15 protein-coding genes are annotated in these 19021 nt (G+C 53.7%); 11 read left to right on the forward strand and 4 right to left on the reverse strand.

Translation table 11 applies throughout. From position 1 onward, the window contains the following. Positions 1-38 precede the first annotated feature (38 nt). A complete protein-coding gene (locus Y017_RS08600; RefSeq protein ID WP_231483460.1) occupies positions 39-1076 on the forward strand; it encodes an amidohydrolase family protein in 1038 nt (345 codons plus the stop codon). A 125-nt stretch (positions 1077-1201) separates the two neighbouring features. Here the strand turns inward: Y017_RS08600 and Y017_RS08605 are convergent, their stop codons facing one another. From Y017_RS08605 to gltA, 3 genes are all read right to left on the reverse strand, one after another. Then, positions 1202-2083: an NAD(P)-dependent oxidoreductase gene (locus Y017_RS08605; protein ID WP_035460321.1), complete on the reverse strand. Its 882-nt coding sequence runs from the start codon at positions 2081-2083 to the stop codon at positions 1202-1204. Next, the gene (locus Y017_RS08610; RefSeq protein WP_035460323.1) at positions 2080-3189 is read right to left on the reverse strand and encodes an SMP-30/gluconolactonase/LRE family protein; all 1110 of its coding nucleotides are present in this window, start codon (positions 3187-3189) and stop codon (positions 2080-2082) included. The genes Y017_RS08605 and Y017_RS08610 overlap by 4 nt, the downstream gene beginning before the upstream one ends. A 351-nt stretch (positions 3190-3540) precedes the next feature. Further along, complete coding sequence (gltA, locus tag Y017_RS08615; protein WP_011588782.1) at positions 3541-4824, reverse strand: citrate synthase; 1284 nt, start codon at positions 4822-4824, stop codon at positions 3541-3543. A gap of 453 nt (positions 4825-5277) precedes the next feature. Here gltA and sdhC point away from each other — a divergent pair, with 453 nt between their 5' ends. The 9 genes from sdhC to sucD all read left to right on the forward strand — a co-directional run bounded on the left by sdhC (position 5278) and on the right by sucD (position 16675). Continuing rightward, complete coding sequence (gene sdhC / locus Y017_RS08620) at positions 5278-5655, forward strand: succinate dehydrogenase, cytochrome b556 subunit (RefSeq protein ID WP_011588781.1); 378 nt, start codon at positions 5278-5280, stop codon at positions 5653-5655. After that, entirely contained in the window at positions 5649-6020 is a 372-nt protein-coding gene (sdhD, locus tag Y017_RS08625; protein ID WP_011588780.1) for a succinate dehydrogenase, hydrophobic membrane anchor protein, read from the forward strand. The genes sdhC and sdhD overlap by 7 nt, the downstream gene beginning before the upstream one ends. Positions 6021-6023: 3 nt before the next feature. Continuing rightward, positions 6024-7799 carry a succinate dehydrogenase flavoprotein subunit gene (gene sdhA, locus Y017_RS08630; RefSeq protein ID WP_035460325.1) on the forward strand — a complete coding sequence of 592 codons (1776 nt, stop codon included), beginning with the start codon at positions 6024-6026 and terminating at the stop codon, positions 7797-7799. A 12-nt stretch (positions 7800-7811) separates the two neighbouring features. Further along, positions 7812-8528: a succinate dehydrogenase iron-sulfur subunit gene (locus Y017_RS08635; protein ID WP_011588778.1), complete on the forward strand. Its 717-nt coding sequence runs from the start codon at positions 7812-7814 to the stop codon at positions 8526-8528. A 388-nt stretch (positions 8529-8916) separates the two neighbouring features. Beyond that, entirely contained in the window at positions 8917-11751 is a 2835-nt protein-coding gene (locus Y017_RS08640) for a 2-oxoglutarate dehydrogenase E1 component (RefSeq protein ID WP_011588777.1), read from the forward strand. A 15-nt stretch (positions 11752-11766) separates the two neighbouring features. Continuing rightward, positions 11767-13032, forward strand: a complete 1266-nt coding sequence (odhB, locus tag Y017_RS08645; RefSeq protein ID WP_011588776.1) for a 2-oxoglutarate dehydrogenase complex dihydrolipoyllysine-residue succinyltransferase — start codon at positions 11767-11769, stop codon at positions 13030-13032. An 89-nt stretch (positions 13033-13121) separates the two neighbouring features. Beyond that, a complete protein-coding gene (gene lpdA / locus Y017_RS08650; RefSeq protein WP_011588775.1) occupies positions 13122-14561 on the forward strand; it encodes a dihydrolipoyl dehydrogenase in 1440 nt (479 codons plus the stop codon). 72 nt (positions 14562-14633) lie between these two features. Further along, positions 14634-15803 carry an ADP-forming succinate--CoA ligase subunit beta gene (gene sucC, locus Y017_RS08655; RefSeq protein WP_011588774.1) on the forward strand — a complete coding sequence of 390 codons (1170 nt, stop codon included), beginning with the start codon at positions 14634-14636 and terminating at the stop codon, positions 15801-15803. Beyond that, positions 15800-16675, forward strand: a complete 876-nt coding sequence (gene sucD, locus Y017_RS08660; protein ID WP_011588773.1) for a succinate--CoA ligase subunit alpha — start codon at positions 15800-15802, stop codon at positions 16673-16675. Before sucC ends, sucD begins: the two co-directional genes overlap by 4 nt. Positions 16676-16731: 56 nt before the next feature. Here the strand turns inward: sucD and Y017_RS08665 are convergent, their stop codons facing one another. Next, a complete protein-coding gene (locus Y017_RS08665; RefSeq protein ID WP_011588772.1) occupies positions 16732-16971 on the reverse strand; it encodes a PA3496 family putative envelope integrity protein in 240 nt (79 codons plus the stop codon). Between the two features lie 353 nt (positions 16972-17324). Between Y017_RS08665 and Y017_RS08670 the strand changes: the two genes are divergently transcribed. Then, positions 17325-18950 (forward strand): hypothetical protein, encoded by a 1626-nt coding sequence (locus Y017_RS08670; RefSeq protein ID WP_035460327.1) that lies wholly within the window; start codon positions 17325-17327, stop codon positions 18948-18950. Positions 18951-19021: the final 71 nt, after the last annotated feature.

Here is a 19021-nt window from a genome sequence, read left to right on the forward strand (position 1 = left end):
AAAGTGCGGTTGGTTGAGAAATGGATAGGGAGTGCCGGATGGTAAATAGAGTCAAGGTGTTAGGTGCGAGTGTGCTGTTGGCTCTTGTGGCGGGAGGGTGTGCCAGTGCGTCCACTGCCGGCCAGCGGCAGTGGACGGATGCGCACCTGCATTATGTGGATTTCATGCAGGAGAGTGAGGGACCGCAGGCGATGATGGCGGCCATGGATGATGCGGGTGTGGAGCGCGCCTGGGTGTTCGGCTTGCCAGTGATGAAGAAGTGGCAGGCAGAGGCACCGCGTCGCCCGCGATACTACCTGGGCGATGAGGCTCCGCTATATTACTACAGTGCTACCGACGACATTGTGGCCCAGGCGGTGCTTTCATTGCCGAAAGATCAGCAGGCTCGGCTGCAGCCGTTTATCAGTGGTTTCAACCCCACGGACATGCACGCCGCCGAGCAGATAGAGCGCTTAATCGAACGTTATCCTGGGTTCTGGCAGGGGGTGGGGGAAATTCTGACCCGTCACGATCAGCTTACCGCCTGGACCGAAGGCGAGACGCCTCGAGCGAATCATCCCGCGCTAATGAAGGTGTATGCGATGGCGGGTCGTTACGACCTGCCCGTATTGCTACACAGCAACCTGACGTCATTGCGCGAAGAGACACCGATCTACCTCGGCGAGTTGGAAGAAGCGTTAGACGCGCACCCTGGGACACGTTTCTTGCTGGCCCACGCCGGAACCAGTGGTGGGATTGAAGAGCGGCAGGGGCCGCTGGGTACCTTGCCGCCTATTCTTCGAGCACTGCTAAGCCGTTATGACAATCTGTTTATTGATTTATCTTGGAGCGTTAAAGACCACTATTTGATCGATGACGGTGAGCCCAATGAGGAATGGCTAACGCTCATTCGTGAATTTCCGAACCGCTTTACCCTGGGAACGGATCTGGTGGGCCACTTTGATAGCATGGGAAAGGTGATGGAAGAATACGATCCATTGCTTGATGCGCTGCCCAAAAAAGTGGCGCAGCAGCTTTCTCACGGCACCGCAGATGGTCTTGTGCCCCCAAAAGGGGCAACAAAATCCGCCCCTTAATGGATGGCTTCTTCGCGATGTAAAAATATCGTTTCCTCGTTCTCAGGCTCTTAATGTGTGGAAAATTAGACTCCCATGGTGAAGACGTTAGCGGTTCGAAAACCGTAAGAGGGCAATATTTGCTATTAAGTGGGGATTTTTTGCAGTCGACGGAGTAGCGAAGAGGTGTCCCAGCGGCCGCCGCCCATGGACTGAATCTCACGGTAAAAGTCGTTTATTTGTTCAGTGATGGGCAAGGGTGTGCCGTTTCGAACCGCTTCGCGCAGACAGATATCCAAGTCTTTTCGCATCCAATCCACCGCAAAACCGTGCTCATACTGGTCGTCGATCATGGTCTGGTGGCGGTTCACCATTTGCCAGGAGCCGGCGGCCCCCTGGCTGATGGTTTCGAAGACTTTGTTGGCATCAAGGCCCGCATTAAGAGCGAAAGCGAGTCCTTCAGCGAGCCCTTCTACTAGCCCGGCCACGCAAATTTGGTTGACCATCTTGGTTAGCTGGCCACTGCCTGCCGGGCCCATCAGATTGATGGCTTTGCCGTAATGTTGCAGCGTTGGCAGTACCCGCTGATAGGTGGCTTCGTCTCCGCCACACATGATCGATAATTGGCCGTTCTGTGCACCCTGTTGGCCCCCAGACACCGGGGCATCGAGAAAATAACTGCCTTGTTTGCGACTGGCGGCATCAAGTTCGCGGGCCACTTCTGCACTGGCGGTGGTGTGATCCACAAGAACAGCGCCCTTGGCGAGAGTTTGCATAACCCCGTCATCACCAAGGGTGACTTGGCGTAGATCGTTATCGTCTCCGACGCAAATAAAGACCAGATCCGCATGCCGTGCGGCGTCTGCGGGGGAGGGCGCGTGACTGCCTGGGTAATCGCGCGTCCACTGTTGCGCTCGTTGGGCCGTGCGGTTGTAAACGGTCATGGCAATGCCTGCTTCGGCCAGGTGGCCAGCCATGGGGTAGCCCATGGTGCCAAGGCCGATAAAAGCCGCGTTTAGTGTGCTCATTGTTTGTTGGCTCCATCGTGGACTGTTGCTGTTGCTGTTGCTGTGCCGGGCAGGGTGAAAGCGGCGAAGCGAGGTTCGGTGAGGCTGCCCAGGTACAGGGTGTTACCGTGTTGCTCGGCGCTGGTGATGGGAGCGAAAGCGCCGTCGCTGTTATCTTGCAGGTTGTGAGTGACTTGTCCTTGCTCATCAAGGCCGAGTACAAAGCCGTGGGCTACTGTTTGGGGTTGCAGAAAGCTGGGCATGCGCAAGGCGACTTTGCGAAGCAGAGGCTTGTCGGAGAGGCTGTCGAGAATGGCATTGCGGGGGCTGAATAGGGCAAGCCAGAAAGTGCCTTCGCCGTTCGCCGAAATGCCATCAGGGATGCCGGGCAGGTTGTCCATAAAGATATCGTGGCTGCCGGCTTTCTCCCCTTTGAGCCAGTAGCGAACGATGCGGTAGTTGCCTGTTTCGGTAACCAGTACGAAGTCTTCATTCTGGGAAAGGGCGATGCCGTTGGCGAACTGCAGGCCGTCAAGTAACACTTCGGCCTGTTCTGTATTCGGGTCATAACGCAACAGCCGCCCGTGGCCGCCGTGCTCCATGATGTCGTCGCGGGCGTGCATGGCGGGGCCAAATTTGCTGGAGGCATCGGAGAAATAGGCGATACCGTTGCTATCCACGTCCACATCATCGGTGAAGCGGTAGTCCAGACCATTGGCGCTGGTACTCAATATGGTGATGGCGCCACTAGCACTGACACTCAAGAGCCCTTTGTAACCATCGGCAACGATTAGGTCTCCGGAGGGGGAAAAATCCAATCCAAGAGGGCGCCCTTCAGTATTGGCAATCAAGTCAGGGTTTTGGCCGTTTGGGTCGAAACGAACGATGCGGCCATCGTCATACCCCACGTATAGGTAACCATCATCATTGATAGCCACGTCCTCCGGACCAGTGCCCTGATCTTCGCCGATGATTTTGCTGTTGCGAAGGGCGGTGTTAGTGGCGAAGGGACCATCCAGAGCTGGGGCTTTCGGCGCCTGCCAAGCAACAGGCTCTATGCTGACGGGCCAGAATAAAAGGTAGGCGGCCAGGGTAACAATAACGGCAAGGGCGATGATTTTTTTCATTATTAGGTCTGCATTGGTTAGCGAGCGAGGCCCTGATGCTTGCATGCACGGCGCGGCCACGCAAATGCAAGATGTTAATCATTGGCAATAAACGTGGCTAGGATAGTGGGAAAAATCTGTTTCGCTAAAGGACGCTCCGGGCACCGTGAGTATTGGGTTTCATGTTCAGTGGCGAATGGATGTTAATGATGGGGTGCAAGGTCGATTAGCGGCAGCGCAAATTATGTAATTTCTATGTTTGTAGGCGCGTTTTTTTAGTGAATTTTGGAAGAATATTTTTCACGTTGATGTATCTGCAGGCACAAAAAAACCGCCGGAAGGCGGTTTTTTTGTCGGGCGATAACGAAGCGCTTATTTGCGCTCGTTGACCGGAACGAATGAACGTTCGGCTTCGCCGGTGTACAGCTGACGCGGACGACCAATCTTGTACGGGTTGGAGATCATTTCGTTCCAGTGTGCAATCCAGCCAACGGTGCGAGACAGGGCAAAGATTACGGTGAACATGGAAGTGGGAATTCCAATCGCTTTCAAGATGATGCCGGAGTAGAAGTCCACGTTGGGGAACAACTTTTTCTCTTTAAAGTAGGGGTCATTTAGGGCGATCTCTTCCAGCTTCATGGCCAGCGCCAGCTGCGGATCATTTACGCCCAGTTCGGCCAATACTTCGTGGCAAGATTCGCGCATCACGGTGGCACGGGGGTCATAATTTTTGTAAACGCGATGGCCGAAGCCCATCAGCTTGAACGGGTCGTTCTTGTCTTTTGCTTTGGCGATGTAGGCGTCGATGTTATCCAGTGAGCCGATTTCATCAAGCATGTTCAGTACGGCTTCGTTAGCGCCGCCGTGTGCAGGGCCCCACAGGGCAGAAATGCCCGCAGCAATACAGGCGAAGGGGTTGGCGCCAGAAGAGCCAGCCAAGCGTACGGTGGAGGTGGAGGCGTTCTGCTCGTGATCAGCGTGCAGGATAAAAATACGGTCCATGGCCTTGGCCAGGGTCGGGCTGATCTTGGATTCTTCACAGGGGTTGCCGAACATCATATGCAGAAAGTTTTCCGCATAACCCAAGTCGTTGCGTGGGTACATGAAAGGCTGGCCCAAAGCGTACTTATAGCACATGGCCGCGATGGTAGGCATCTTGGCGATCAGACGGTACGCAGTGATTTCACGGTGCTCAGGATTGTTGATGTCCAGAGAGTCGTGGTAGAAGGCGGACAGGGCGCCCACTACGCCACACATGATGGCCATGGGGTGCGCATCACGGCGGAAACCGTTGAAGAAATTACGAATCTGCTCGTGCACCATGGTGTGGTTTTTCACCGTGCTGACAAACTTTTCTTTCTGTTCTGCGGTGGGCAGTTCGCCGTACAGCAGGGTGTAGCACACTTCCAGATATTCAGACTGACCTGCTAGCTCCTCGATAGAGTAGCCGCGGTGCAGAAGTTTACCCACCTCACCATCGATAAAGGTGATTTTGGATTCACAGGAAGCGGTAGAGGTGAAACCCGGGTCGAAAGTAAAGACGCCGTTGGCTACCAGTTTGGACACGTCGATAACGTCGCGGCCCAGAGTAGGGGTGTAGATCGGCAGGTCCAGGTCCTGACCCTCTACCTTGAGAGTGGCTTTCTTCTCGGTCATGGGAATCTCTCCATTGGCGGACGAGGAAACGTTCCTCAAGGTAAGGAAGGTCCTCCAAAACGCGGGGGAAGGTAAGGTTTTGACACACCTTTGTCAACGCGCAAGGGCGAACCAGTGGCTCAGACTTTTGTAAGGTAAACAGCTTGTTACGCCGCAGTGGCGTTTTTGCTTTAGCATGGTGCAACAGAATTTAATGACGTTCACATCGGGTGCATCATTGTAAATCAAGGCGTTAGCCGGTGCTTGCACAATAATTGTCACCCGCAGCGTTTGTTTTGCGCAAGTCGCGGCGATATACTGCCGCCCGGCAGAAACCTCCTGCTGGGGGTTTCACACGGGCCCACCCCGGCCCGGGCAGATTATTAAGATCAGGCTTCACGTTCTGATCTCAATGACTCTGCTAAGTTCCCGACAACCGCCTCTTAACTGAGGCCCGGCTATAAGTAGGCTACCGTGAACGATAAGCGACCCGTAAACCTCGATCTGAGCACGATCAAGTTCCCGGTCACGGCTATAGCATCTATCACTCACCGCGTAACGGGTGTTGCCATTTTCTTGGCACTACCCATTCTGCTGTGGATGTTGGATCGCTCCCTGACGTCTCCCGAGAGCTTTGCGGACCTGAAAGAACTGATGATGACCTCACTGCTGGTGAAACTGGTGGTATGGGCCATTCTGTCTGTATTGCTGTATCACCTAGTGGCGGGTATTCGTCACCTGATTATGGATGCCGGAGTTGGTGAAAGCTTAGAAGGCGGCCGTCGTGGCGCCAAACTGACTTTCCTCATTTCTGTGGTATTGATTTTGCTGGTAGGAGGCTGGATATGGTAACCAGTGTAACGAGCCTGGGGCGTAATGGCCTGTATGACTGGCTGATTCAGCGAGTTTCCGCTGTCATCATCGGTGTCTATATGATCGGCATGCTGGGCTACCTGATCACAGTGGGTGACCTTGACTACAGCAGCTGGAAAGCCTTCATGGGATCTATCTGCATGCAGATAGCCAATACCTTGCTGGTAATTTCTGTCGTTGCACATACCTGGGTTGGTGTGTGGGGCGTAACCACTGACTACCTGACTAGCCTGACCTTTGGTAAAGCGGCTACCGGTGTTCGCTTGATTGCCCAGGTGGCAATTGCATTGGCGCTGGTTGTTTACCTGCTGTGGGGTCTTGTTTTGATCTGGGGAGGGGCGTAAGCCATGTCTATTCGCACTATTACGTTTGACGCTATCGTCGTAGGTGGTGGTGGTGCAGGTATGCGCGCCTCACTGCAAATGGCTCAGTCCGGTTTTAAGACTGCGCTGATTTCTAAGGTTTTTCCAACGCGTTCTCACACGGTATCCGCCCAGGGTGGTATTACCTGTGCAATTGCCTCCTCCGATCCTAATGACGATTGGCGCTGGCACATGTACGACACCGTGAAAGGTTCCGACTATATCGGTGACCAAGACGCGATCGAGTACATGTGTAATGTGGGTCCGGAAGCGGTGTATGAGCTGGACCACATGGGTCTGCCATTTTCCCGTACCGAAGAAGGCCGTATTTATCAGCGTCCTTTCGGCGGCCAGTCGAAGAACTTTGGTGAAGGTGGCCAGGCAGCCCGTACCTGTGCGGCCGCTGACCGTACCGGCCATGCGCTGCTGCACACGCTCTACCAGCAGAACCTGAAGAACGGCACCCAGTTCTACAATGAGTGGTATGCGGCTGAGCTGGTAAAAGACGCTGACGGCAATGTTTGTGGCGTGATTGCCATCGACATCGAGTCCGGCGAGACCGTGTTCTTCAAAGCCAAGGCAACGGTATTTGCCACCGGTGGTTCTGGCCGTATCTATGCCTCTACCACCAATGCCTTGATTAACACTGGTGACGGTGTGGGCATGGCCCTACGTGCGGGCTTGCCGGTGCAGGACATCGAAATGTGGCAGTTCCACCCCACCGGCATCGCTGGTGCTGGTGTGCTGGTAACCGAAGGTTGCCGGGGCGAGGGGGGTTACCTGATCAACAAGGATGGCGAACGTTTCATGGAGCGTTATGCTCCAAACGCCAAAGATCTGGCGTCCCGTGACGTTGTTGCGCGTTCCATGATGATGGAAATCTTGGACGGCCGTGGCGATGGCCCGGATGGTGATCACGTTTACCTGAAGCTTGATCATCTTGGCGAAGAAGTGCTGCATAGCCGCCTGCCGGGTATCTGTGAGCTTGCTATTACCTTCGCGCAAACTGATCCGGTGAAAGAGCCGATCCCGGTTGTACCTACCTGTCATTACATGATGGGCGGCATTCCCACCAATGTTCACGGCCAGGCGCTCAAGCTGACCGGTGGCCATGAAGGCGAAGAACAGTTCGTGAACGGTTTGTTCGCAGTGGGTGAAGTGGCCTGTGTATCCGTACATGGCGCCAACCGCTTAGGTGGTAACTCGTTGCTGGATCTGGTGGTCTTTGGTCGTGCGGCGGGTCTGTACATTGAAGATGCTCTGCGTCAGGGCATGACGCAATACGAGCCGCGTGATGCAGACATTGATGAGGCCCTTTCCCGGGTTCGTCGTTGGGATGACTCCAAAGGTGGCGAGTCTGTCTCCGCACTGCGCAAAGAGCTGCAGAGTGTGATGCAGAATCACTTTGGTGTGTTCCGCAAGGGCGACCTGATGGCCGAAGGTGTAGCTAAGCTGGCCGATCTGCGTGAGCGGATTGCCAACGCGCACTTGGATGACAAGAGCAAGCCATTCAACACCGCGCGCATTGAAGCGCTGGAGCTGGATAACTTGCTGGAAGTGGCGGAAGCGACTGCCATCGCCGCGGAAGGCCGCACCGAAAGTCGTGGTGCGCATTCTCGCTACGATTACCCGGATCGCGATGATGAGAACTGGCTTTGCCACTCCATCTTCGACCCCACAGCCAAAAAGCTGGGCAAGCGCGACGTGAACTTCAAACCGAAGACCGTTGATACTTTCCAGCCCAAGGCGCGGACCTACTAAGGGGAGCTAACGATGAAAGTCAGTATCTATCGCTACAATCCGGAAACGGATCGCGAACCGAGTATGAAGGAATACGAGGTCGATACCCAAGGTAAAGACCTCATGGTTCTGGATATCCTTGCTTTGGTAAAAGAGCAGGATGAGTCCATGTCTTACCGTCGCTCCTGTCGTGAAGGGGTATGCGGTTCCGACGGCATGAACATGAACGGCAAGAACGGTTTGGCGTGTATCACTCCGCTGTCTCAGGTGGCGCCAGGTGTTCTGGAAGGTAAGAAGCCATTGATCTTGCGCCCGTTGCCGGGCCTGCCGGTGATTCGCGACTTGGTCGTAGACATGGGCATGTTCTATAGCCAGTACGAAAAAGTGCAGCCGTACCTGCAGAATAGCTCGCCGGCTCCGGCCATTGAGCGCCTGCAGAGCCCGGAAGAGCGTGAAAAGCTGGATGGTCTGTACGAGTGTATTCTCTGTGCGTGCTGTTCAACCAGCTGTCCGAGCTTCTGGTGGAACCCGGATAAGTTCCTGGGGCCGGCTGCCTTGTTGCAAAGCTATCGCTTCTTGGCGGATAGTCGCGACACGGTGACCGAAGAGCGTCTGTCTAAACTGGACGACCCCTTTAGTCTGTTCCGCTGCCACGGCATCATGAACTGCGTCAGCGTTTGTCCGAAAGGATTGAACCCGACCCGGGCCATTGGCCATATCCGCTCAATGTTGTTGGAGCGGGGCATCTGATCCGAACGAAGAAGGCGACCTTACTGGTCGCCTTTTTTGTATCTGGAGCATTTGAAATGTCGTTTTTTTTGTCTATTCGACTTTTCGCCAATTGCAGAAACATTCGGAAAGAGTCATAAGTTAATTTATGAATTCGGTGCCTAACAAAACCGAATTAAAAGGGATACACTAGCTAGCAGTTCGGGGTAATCCCTCGACGAGAGGTAGCAGGCTTCTACCCAGACCCGACTCGGTATGGGTGAGATAGAGTGCTGCATCTTATGGGTGGAACAGGGCTTAAAAGGCGTTGTTCCGAAATACGAGCGTACGGGAACAGGGTCGCCCCCCTGTGGTCGCAGTTACTCATGCCACAGAGTGTGACAACCTCCCGCCGAAGGAACGAGCTAACATGCAAGACAGTTCCATGCAGCGCCAATGGCAGTCCTCCCATATTGGGGGAGCCAACGCTGCCTATGTCGATGAACTGTACGAATCCTACCTGACCGATCCTAATTCCGTGCCGGAAGACTGGCGCGTTTATTTCGAAAAACTCCCCAGTGTTGATGCCGCCGTCGAATCAGACGTGCCCCACGCCGCCGTGCGTGAATACTTCTTGCTGCAGGCGAAGAACCGGTCGCGTGTGCAGAAGTTTGGTGCCGGTGCTGTCAGTACGGAGCACGAGCGTCGTCAGGTCCGCGTGCTGCATTTGATTGCAGCCTACCGAAATCGAGGCCACCAAGTGGCCAAGCTGGATCCGCTGGGCATTATGGAGCGCGAGTCCGTTCCAGATTTGGAGTTGGCGCATCATGGCCTCAGCACGGCTGATCTGGATACGGTATTTCAAACGGGTAACCTTTTTATCGGTAAACCCGAAACCACCCTCCGCGATATTGTCGACTGCCTGACCAGTACTTACTGCTCCAGCGTGGGTGCTGAGTACATGCACATGGTCAACACCGCTGAAAAGCGCTGGCTGCAGCAACGAATGGAAGGGGTGCGTTGTCATCCAGAATATGGCGCTGATATTAAGAAACATATCCTCGAGCGATTGTCTGCCGCTGAGGGCCTGGAAAAATATTTGGGCAGTAAATATCCAGGCACCAAACGTTTCGGTCTTGAAGGTGGTGAATCTCTAATTCCTCTGATGGATGAAATTATCCAGCGAGTGGGTAGTTACGGCGCCAAAGAGCTGGTCATTGGCATGGCCCACCGGGGCCGTTTGAACGTGCTGGTGAATACCCTGGGCAAAAGCCCGAAAGATTTGTTCGAAGAGTTTGATGGCAAGAGCTTTAACGAAAATGGCTCCGGTGATGTGAAATACCATCAGGGCTTCTCGTCCAACGTACAGACGTCTGGCGGTGAAGTGCACTTGGCCATGGCCTTCAATCCCTCTCATCTGGAAATTGTGGCGCCTGTTGTAGAAGGCTCGGTACGGGCTCGTCAGGATCGTCGTGAAGATGAGGGTGGAGAACAGGTGGTGCCGATTCTGTTGCATGGCGATGCGGCATTTGCAGGCCAGGGTGTGGTTATGGAGACATTCCAGATGTCTCAGACCCGCGGTTTTCATACTGGCGGTACTTTGCACGTGATCATCAACAACCAGGTGGGCTTCACCACCAGTCGTCGTGATGATGCCCGTTCTACCGAGTATTGCACCGATGTAGCAAAAATGGTGCAGGCACCCATTTTCCATGTAAATGCAGATGATCCAGAAGCGGTCTACTTCGTCACTCAGCTAGCGGTGGATTACCGCATGCAGTTTAAGAAGGATGTGGTGATTGATTTGTTCTGCTATCGCCGGTCGGGGCATAACGAGGCGGATGAACCGTCCTCTACTCAGCCGATGATGTACAAGAAAATCAAAAGCCATCCGACCACTCGAACTCTGTATGCAGAGAAGCTGATCAACGAAAAAGTGATCAGTGAGCAGGAAGCTCAGAAAACGGTGGATGATTACCGGGATATGCTTGATGCCGGTAATCATGTGGTCAAATCCCTAGTAAGAGAGCCGAACAAGGCTTTATTTGTGGATTGGTCTCCATATATTGGCCACCAGGTTGAGGATGACTGGGACACGACCTATTCATTGAAGAAGCTGCAGGATTTGGCTACACGCCTGGAAACACCGCCTGAAGGCGTTGTGGTTCAGCGTCAGGTGAAAAAAATCCTCGAAGATCGCCGCAAAATGACAGCAGGTGCCTTGCCGCTGAACTGGGGCTACGGCGAAACCATGGCCTATGCGACGTTGCTTGATCAGGGTTTTGCTATTCGCCTAACGGGTCAGGATAGTGGCCGTGGCACTTTTTCCCACCGCCATGCGGTGCTGCATAACCAGAAAAACGGTGAGCAGTATGTACCACTACAGCATCTTTACGACGGGCAACCGCGTTTCGACATTTACGATTCGCTGCTATCTGAAGAAGCGGTGCTGGGTTATGAGTACGGTTACGCTACGACTACGCCTAAGTCATTGGTGATTTGGGAAGCCCAGTTTGGTGATTTCGCCAACGGTGCCCAGGTGGTGATTGACCAGTTCATTTCTTCTGGTGAAGCCAAGTGGGGGCGTTTGTGTGGCTTAACCATGCTGCTTCCTCACGGCTATGAGGGCCAAGGGCCGGAGCATTCCTCCGCACGCCTGGAGCGTTTTCTGCAACTGTGCGCTGAGCACAACATGCAAGTGTGCGTGCCGAGTACTCCCGGCCAAATTTACCACCTATTGCGTCGTCAGGCAGTACGCCCTCTGCGCAAGCCGTTAGTGGTGATGAGTCCGAAGAGTTTGCTGCGTCACAAGAAGGCGACGTCCTCCCTGGAAGATCTGGCCCACGGCACCTTCCATTCGGTGTTGGATGATCTGGCGGATCTGGATAGCAAAAAAATTAAACGAGTGGTGATGTGCTCCGGCAAGGTTTATTACGACTTGTTGGAAAAACGTGATAGTGATGATCTGATTGACACGGCACTGGTGCGTATCGAGCAGCTGTATCCGTTCCCGGAACAGCGCTTGCAGGAAATCCTTGAGGGGTACCCTAACCTGGAACATCTGGTTTGGTGTCAGGAAGAGCCCAAGAATCAGGGCGCCTGGTATTGCTCCCAGCACCATATGTACCGTGTAGCGCAGAAAGCGGGCGTGGGGCCTGTGCATTATGCTGGCCGCGATATGGCGGCCGCCCCAGCGGCGGGTTCAATGTCACTGCACGTGGAACAACAGCAGCGTCTGGTTCAGGACGCCTTCGAGATTAAGTAACAGTAAGGATTAGGCATGGCGACTGATATCAAAGCTCCACAGTTTCCCGAATCAGTAGCAGACGGCACCGTGGCCACCTGGCACAAGCAGGAAGGCGAAGCGGTGAAGCGTGACGAGCTGCTGGTAGATATTGAAACCGACAAAGTTGTGCTGGAAGTAGTCGCACCCGCTGACGGCGTGGTCAGTAAGATCATGGCGGCAGAGGGTGAGACCGTGGAAAGCCAGCAAGTGCTGGGTACCTTCGATGAAGGCGCCAGCGGCAGTGCCGGCAGTAGTAATGACAAGCCCGCAGAAACGGATACTAAAGAAGCATCAGCGGATCATAAAGAGGATGCAAAGTCAGAGAGTGCAGACAATTCTGCCGATGACGATGATAGTTCCGGTGATCAGGCGGGGCCTGCCGCTCGTAAGCTGATGAGCGAGCATGGTATTGCTGCAGACCAAGTTAAAGGCACCGGTCGTGGTGGTCGCATCACCAAAGGGGATGTTGAAAAAGTCATCACCGACAAGGCGCAAAAACGTGCCAATCAGCCCGCCCCGCAACAACCGGCCACCCTTGATGTGCCAGGCGCTCCAGGCGAGCGTGAAGAGCGCAGAGTTCCAATGACTCGCTTGCGTAAGCGTATTGCTGAGCGTTTGGTATCGGCTCAACAGGACTCCGCAATGTTGACCACCTTTAACGAGGTCAACATGAAACCGATCATGGATATGCGTAAGCATTACCAGCCGGAATTCGAGAAAGCCCATAACGTGCGCCTTGGCTTCATGGGCTTCTTTACCCGGGCTTGCGTGGAAGCGCTGAAACGTTTCCCAGCAGTTAATGCGTCTATTGACGGTGAAGATATCGTTTATCACGGCTACTACGACGTGGGCGTGGCGGTTTCTACTGAGCGAGGCTTGGTTGTGCCGGTGCTACGTGACGCAGACCAGAAAGGTCTGGCGGAAGTGGAGTCACAGATCATCGAATATGGTCAGAAGGCCCAAAAGGGCAAGCTATCCATTGAAGAGATGACTGGTGGCACGTTTACCATTTCCAACGGTGGGGTGTTTGGTTCGTTGATTTCCACACCGATTCTTAACCCGCCGCAGACGGCCATTCTGGGGATGCACAAGATCCAGGAAAGGCCTATGGCAGTGGACGGTAAAGTGGAAATCCTGCCGATGATGTATTTGGCCTTATCCTACGATCACCGCCTCATCGATGGTAAGGAAGCGGTGCAATTCTTGGTTGCCGTGAAGAACTTTATCGAGGACCCGGCGCGGCTGTTGCTGGATATCTGAATGTATGCCTGCGTACTTCATGCTGCAGCACACCCCTAAAGCGTGGTGGCTGCGGTATGAAGCTTGACCGCGATAGAAGGAATTAGATTATGGCTGACAACTATGACGTCATCATCATTGGTGGTGGTCCGGGTGGCTATGTGGCTGCGATCCGGTGTGCGCAACTGGGCCTGAATACTGCCTGCATTGAAAAGCGCATTAATAAGCAAGATGAGCCGGCTTTGGGGGGGACCTGTTTGAATGTAGGCTGTATCCCCTCTAAGGCGTTGCTGGATTCTTCTTGGAAGTACCACGAAACCGAGTCCTCACTGGCTGATCACGGTATTAACATCAAGGGTGCAGAGCTGGACCTGGATACCATGCTTAAGCGCAAAGATACCATTGTGAGAAACCTCACTGGCGGTATCGCGCAATTGTTCAAGGCCAACAAGGTGACCTGGTTACAGGGCACAGGCCAGCTGAAAAGTGGAAAGCAGGTTGAGTTTCAACCGTTGGATGGCGATGTCCAAACACTACAGGCAGAGCATGTAATTCTGGCGGCAGGCTCAGTGCCGGTAGATATTCCTGTGGCTCCTGTTGATCAAGAAATCATTGTTGATTCCACTGGTGCGCTGGAATTTGATGCTGTACCGAAACGCCTTGGTGTGATTGGCGCGGGCGTGATTGGTCTTGAGCTGGGAAGCGTTTGGGCTCGACTTGGCAGTGAAGTCGTCGTGCTGGAGGCTGTAGATGCCTTCCTGCCGGCTGTGGATAAACAAATTGCCAAAGATGCCCAAAAGCAGTTTGCCAAGCAGGGTCTAGATATTCGTCTGGGGGCCCGTGTCACTGGTTCTGAGGTGAAAAAGGATCAGGTAGTGGTCCGTTATAGCGACAAGGACGGAGAGAACGAAGAAACCTTCGACCGGTTGATTGTTGCTGTGGGTCGCCGCCCCTATACCGAAGGCCTGCTCAGTCAGGACGCCGGGGTGACCTTGGACGAGCGCAACTATATTTATGTCGATAACCAGTGTCGTACCGACGTTCCCGGGGTTTACGCCATCGGTGATCTGGTGCGAGGCCCTGCCTTGGCTCACAAGGCCATTGAAGAAGGCGTGATGGTGGCTGAAGTGATCATGGGAGAAAGTACCCAAGTGAACTATGACGCTGTCCCCGGTGTGATTTATACCCACCCGGAACTGGCCTGGGTTGGTAAGACCGAAGAGGAAGCAAAGGATTCTGGCGACGCTTACAAGACCGGAGCGGTACCTTTTGCCGCCAATGGGCGCGCCATGGCTGCCGGCGAAACCGGTGGCATGGTGAAGTTTGTGGCGGATGAAAAAACCGACCGCATTCTGGGGATGCACGTGGTAGGCCCTCAGGCGTCCGAACTGATTCAGCAAGGCGTTATAGCCATGGAGTTTGGGGCTACCGTAGAGGACTTGCAGCTGATGGTGTTTGGTCATCCAAGCCTGTCAGAAACCGTTCATGAAGCAGCCTTGGCCACAGACTTTAAAGCAATCCATGTGGCGCAGCGTCGTCGCAAAAAGTAACGATATTTGAATGGCCGCGATAACGGCGCTTGAACAGGGCGCCACTAATTCATTGATGATGGAAGTATTGGCATGAATCTCCATGAATATCAGTCAAAACAGCTTTTTGCTGATTATGGGTTGCCAGTCTCTACCGGCTTTGCCTGTGATACCCCGGAAGAGGTTGCAGCAAAGGCGAAAGAGATCGGCGGTGACAAGTGGGTCGTAAAAGCGCAAGTGCACGCTGGGGGCCGAGGTAAAGCTGGCGGTGTAAAGCTGGTGGATACACCGGAAGACGCCGCTGCCTTTGCAAAGAAGTGGCTGGGCAAGCAGTTAGTGACCTTTCAGACCGACGAACATGGTCAGCCGGTATCAAAGATTCTGGTAGAAACCTGCACGGATATTGCTAAAGAACTGTATCTGAGCGCAGTGCTGGACCGTGCTAGCCGTCGTGTTGTGTTCATGGCTTCCACCGAAGGTGGCGTGGATATCGAAACGGTTGCAGAAGAAACCCCGGAAAAAATCCTCAAGGCAGAGATTGATCCGCTGGTAGGTGCACAGCCCTATCAGGCCCGTGAGATCGCATTTAAGTTGGGTCTAGAAGGCAAACAGGTCAATCAGTTCGCCAAGATCTTCGTGGGTCTGGCAAAGCTGTTTGTTGACAAAGATCTGGCGCTGATCGAAGTGAACCCGCTGGTGATCACTGACACCGGTGACCTGCACTGCTTGGATGCCAAAATCAACGTCGATGGCTCGGCGTTATATCGCCATCCGGACATCAAAGCCCTAGACGATCCCAGCCAGGAAGATGAGCGCGAGCGTCGCGCTGCAGAATGGGATCTGAACTACGTCGCTCTAGAGGGCAACATCGGTTGTATGGTGAACGGTGCAGGTCTAGCCATGGGCACCATGGATTTGGTGAAGTTGAAGGGCGGTGCGCCGGCCAACTTCCTAGACGTGGGCGGTGGCGCCACCAAAGAGCGTGTTACCGAAGCGTTTAAGATCATTCTCTCCGATGATCAAGTAAAGGGCGTTCTGGTGAACATTTTTGGTGGTATCGTTCGTTGCGATTTGATCGCTGAAGGTATTATCGGCGCCGTGGAAGAAGTGGGCGTAACGGTTCCTGTTGTGGTGCGCTTGGAGGGCAACAATGCGGAGCTGGGTTCCCAGAAGCTGGCAGAAAGTGGCATGAACATCATTGCCGCACAAAGTTTTGATGATGCTGCCGAGCAGGTAGTGAAAGCAGTGGGAGGTGCCGCATGAGCGTATTGATCGACAAAAACACCAAGGTTATCTGCCAGGGTTTCACTGGTAGCCAGGGCACGCTTCACTCTGAACAGGCCATTGAATACGGCACCCAGATGGTGGGTGGTGTAACGCCGGGTAAAGGCGGTCAAACGCATTTGGGTTTGCCGGTGTTTAACACTGTGGCAGAAGCCGTTGCCGAAACCGGGGCCACTGCCAGCGTAATTTACGTGCCTGCACCGTTCTGCAAGGACTCCATTCTGGAAGCCGCAGACGCCGGCATCGAGCTGATCGTCTGCATTACCGAAGGGGTTCCTGCTCTGGATATGCTTTTCGTCAAAGAGTATATCTCCCGCAAAGATGGCATTCGTCTGATCGGGCCGAATTGCCCAGGGGTCATTACTCCTGGTGAGTGCAAAATCGGGATTATGCCGGGCCATATTCATACGCCTGGTAAGGTCGGCATTGTGTCCCGTTCCGGCACCCTGACCTATGAAGCAGTCAACCAAACTACCAAGTTGGGCTTTGGTCAATCTTCTTGTATTGGTATTGGCGGTGACCCGATTCCGGGGATGACATTCATTGATGCGCTGGAGTTGTTCCAGAATGATCCGCAGACCGAAGCCATTGTTATGGTGGGTGAAATTGGCGGTACCGCAGAAGATGAAGCGGCGGCCTATATTAAAGAGCATGTGACCAAGCCTGTGGTGAGCTACATTGCGGGTGTTACCGCTCCGGCGGGTAAGCGTATGGGGCATGCTGGGGCGATTATTGCCGGTGGTAAAGGTACCGCTGACGAAAAATTCGCAGTGCTGGAGGCGGCAGGAGTGAAGACTGTGCGTAACCCGGCAGAGATTGGCAAGGCTGTGAAAGAAGCGACTGGCTGGTAAGTTCGTCGCAAGCGTTTTAAAAAAAGCCGGCCTATAGCCGGCTTTTTTTATGGGCTTTAGTGGAGACGATCGTCGTCCAGCTCAAAGGACTCGTACTCATTGAGTTCCTTCTTCAGGCGTCGCTCTTCCAGCCGTTCTTCAATGCGGTGGCGCATGTCCATGTTGACAGAGCGGCTGCGAGCGCTGCGCTCTTCCTGCTCATCCTCTTCAATGTTGTCATCAAGGATATCGAAATCTTCGTTCATCAGCAGATCTTCCGAATCAAGGTCTTGCTCATTACCACGATGGTTACTCATGGTGGCCTCCTTCCTGACCTCCTCAAACAACCTGTTATGCGAATCAATCGGGTCCGGGTCTTCGGTTTCCCAATGTCCTCAGCGCTTGTATATCTCGTGATTTTGGGGCTTACAAGTTTTTTTTCTTTTTCAATGATGAGTGGCGCTGAAAGGATGAGCGGAAGGTCTGTTTGTGGGTGAATAAGTACTTGCAGCGGGTCGTTTCGGAAGGCTAAATGTGATGCATGTCATAGCCCTGAACCTGATAGAAAAAACAATAACTTAAGTGCTGGAATGCCTGCAGAAGGCTTTGTAGAGTGAGAAGATGTTCGCCGCCTATCGATAGCGTGTGGGCTCATGGAGAAAATAATAATATGGCAGAACTGCTGATTATTGTTGGGGTAAGCGCACTTATTATCGCTACGCTAGGTTTGATGCATGAAGCTGGTAGCAGGGGCCACAGCCCGCTTTTTTTTCTGCTGCCTATGGTCAGCTTTGGGCAGGTGCAAAGTCACTGGGAATATTACCGATGGTGGGCGCTGGCTCGTGTGGGTGCGGTGCTAACCACGGCAGTGGGTGTTGGCTTGTTAGTGATGACTGGTGGCCTAGCGGGAGATATCGCAGTCCAGCCGATGTCGAGCCAGAGTGGCCAGGTCTTGCGTGGCGAGAAGAAGGCAAGCAGTACCGCTTTTGTTTCCTCGGAAGAGGCGGCGTTACTGGTTGTTGAGGGCCAGGGCAAGCGCCTCACAGGCCGCCTGCATGGCGAACCTTTTCGCTACGATCGCGTCGCTCTCATTGATGGGGTGTTGACGCTTAGTCAGGGCGAAGGATTTCTTGCGGATTTGGAAGTGCGTGTTCTTCTAGGCTGGAATCCAGAAGATATTACCGAACGCAAGACACTGATCGTTGGTCCATCTGATGAGGGCGCTCCGGTGGCCCATTTGTCTTGGAAACCGCAAGGCAAGGATTACCCTGAAACCCGAATTTTCGAAGGTGGCTACCGCATGGAGTTGGCGCTGGCGCCACTGGATACAGGTCAGCTCTCCGGTTCGATTGTGCTGGTTATGCCGGACAGTTTTAAAAGTTATCTAAGCGGGAATTTTACCGCCCACACTAATCACCTACGTTATCGCAACGGTGAGGTTGATCTGTACTTCGATCATGAAGACACCCTCGCTTATGTAGCGGAGGAGTTTCTGAAAACCCAGTTCCCACAGGGGGCGTTGCTCCATGTTCAGACTAAGCATGCGACCTTGCACCGGGCCGAGAAGGTGGGCCTTGTAATAGCAACGGTGGAATTAAGTAATGGAGAAGTTCAAGAGCGCAAGATTCGTCTTGAAAAAGCCGATGTGGGCTGGGCTGTGGTGCCTGGGTCAATGGACACTCGGGTAACTGTTGCTCCCCAGGATCAAGGCATTAAATTAGTAGAACCTAACATTGAGACGCCAGGGGAGACACATTCAACAGCACCCGAGCCGGTCACTCTGACCTTCCCCGAGCTGGTGGCGTACGTGAACCAATTTGTGTTGCTGGAAACTATCGGTGGCCAAAAACTGGAAGGTGTACTGCGCAAGATTAGTGGCGACCGCCTCTGGCTAGTGATGAGCGTGGGTAGCGGTAATGTGGAGCGTAGCGTTGGGGCGTCGGAATTGAAATCCATGACGCTGTCATCGGGTAAGCAAGTCTTGCTGGAATCCACGGGAAGTAAATTGCCGATTAGTGCGCAGCAACAGCCCAAGGTTGAGTCTGCGTCGGTGACAAGTGTGCAACAGCGTCCAGAGTCACCGGAAACAACTGAACCAGCATCAGAAAGGCACAGTGAACTTAAAACGCTAATAGGAAAAAAAGTGGTTATTGAAGCCAGTGACGGATCGAAACGTACCGGAGTTCTGCAGTCTCTGGTCGATAATCAGCTGACCTTGAGTGTGCCGGTAGGCGCGGGCAGTATGGAATTTTTCTACGATTTTGACAGTATTCGCCATATTGAGGCTGCGCGTTAAAGGTATTTACTACAGAGGGAAGAGGGGGCTTTGGTCGGGTATGGAACGGCAGGCCTGCATTTTTTCTTTCC

The sequence above is a fragment of the Alcanivorax sp. 97CO-5 genome (assembly GCF_000524665.1).
GTDB classification, from domain to species: domain Bacteria; phylum Pseudomonadota; class Gammaproteobacteria; order Pseudomonadales; family Alcanivoracaceae; genus Alcanivorax; species Alcanivorax borkumensis.

Bases quoted from the DNA above. Each gene is read 5' to 3' on its own strand.
- Y017_RS08600 (WP_231483460.1), top strand. From the start codon at position 39: ATGGTAAATAGAGTCAAGGTGTTAGGTGCGAGTGTGCTGTTGGCTCTT.
- Y017_RS08605 (WP_035460321.1), bottom strand. From the start codon at position 2,083: ATGAGCACACTAAACGCGGCTTTTATCGGCCTTGGCACCATGGGCTAC.
- Y017_RS08610 (WP_035460323.1), bottom strand. From the start codon at position 3,189: ATGAAAAAAATCATCGCCCTTGCCGTTATTGTTACCCTGGCCGCCTAC.
- gltA (WP_011588782.1), bottom strand. From the start codon at position 4,824: ATGACCGAGAAGAAAGCCACTCTCAAGGTAGAGGGTCAGGACCTGGAC.
- sdhD (WP_011588780.1), top strand. From the start codon at position 5,649: ATGGTAACCAGTGTAACGAGCCTGGGGCGTAATGGCCTGTATGACTGG.
- sdhA (WP_035460325.1), top strand. From the start codon at position 6,024: ATGTCTATTCGCACTATTACGTTTGACGCTATCGTCGTAGGTGGTGGT.
- Y017_RS08635 (WP_011588778.1), top strand. From the start codon at position 7,812: ATGAAAGTCAGTATCTATCGCTACAATCCGGAAACGGATCGCGAACCG.
- Y017_RS08640 (WP_011588777.1), top strand. From the start codon at position 8,917: ATGCAAGACAGTTCCATGCAGCGCCAATGGCAGTCCTCCCATATTGGG.
- odhB (WP_011588776.1), top strand. From the start codon at position 11,767: ATGGCGACTGATATCAAAGCTCCACAGTTTCCCGAATCAGTAGCAGAC.
- lpdA (WP_011588775.1), top strand. From the start codon at position 13,122: ATGGCTGACAACTATGACGTCATCATCATTGGTGGTGGTCCGGGTGGC.
- sucC (WP_011588774.1), top strand. From the start codon at position 14,634: ATGAATCTCCATGAATATCAGTCAAAACAGCTTTTTGCTGATTATGGG.
- sucD (WP_011588773.1), top strand. From the start codon at position 15,800: ATGAGCGTATTGATCGACAAAAACACCAAGGTTATCTGCCAGGGTTTC.
- Y017_RS08665 (WP_011588772.1), bottom strand. From the start codon at position 16,971: ATGAGTAACCATCGTGGTAATGAGCAAGACCTTGATTCGGAAGATCTG.
- Y017_RS08670 (WP_035460327.1), top strand. From the start codon at position 17,325: ATGGCAGAACTGCTGATTATTGTTGGGGTAAGCGCACTTATTATCGCT.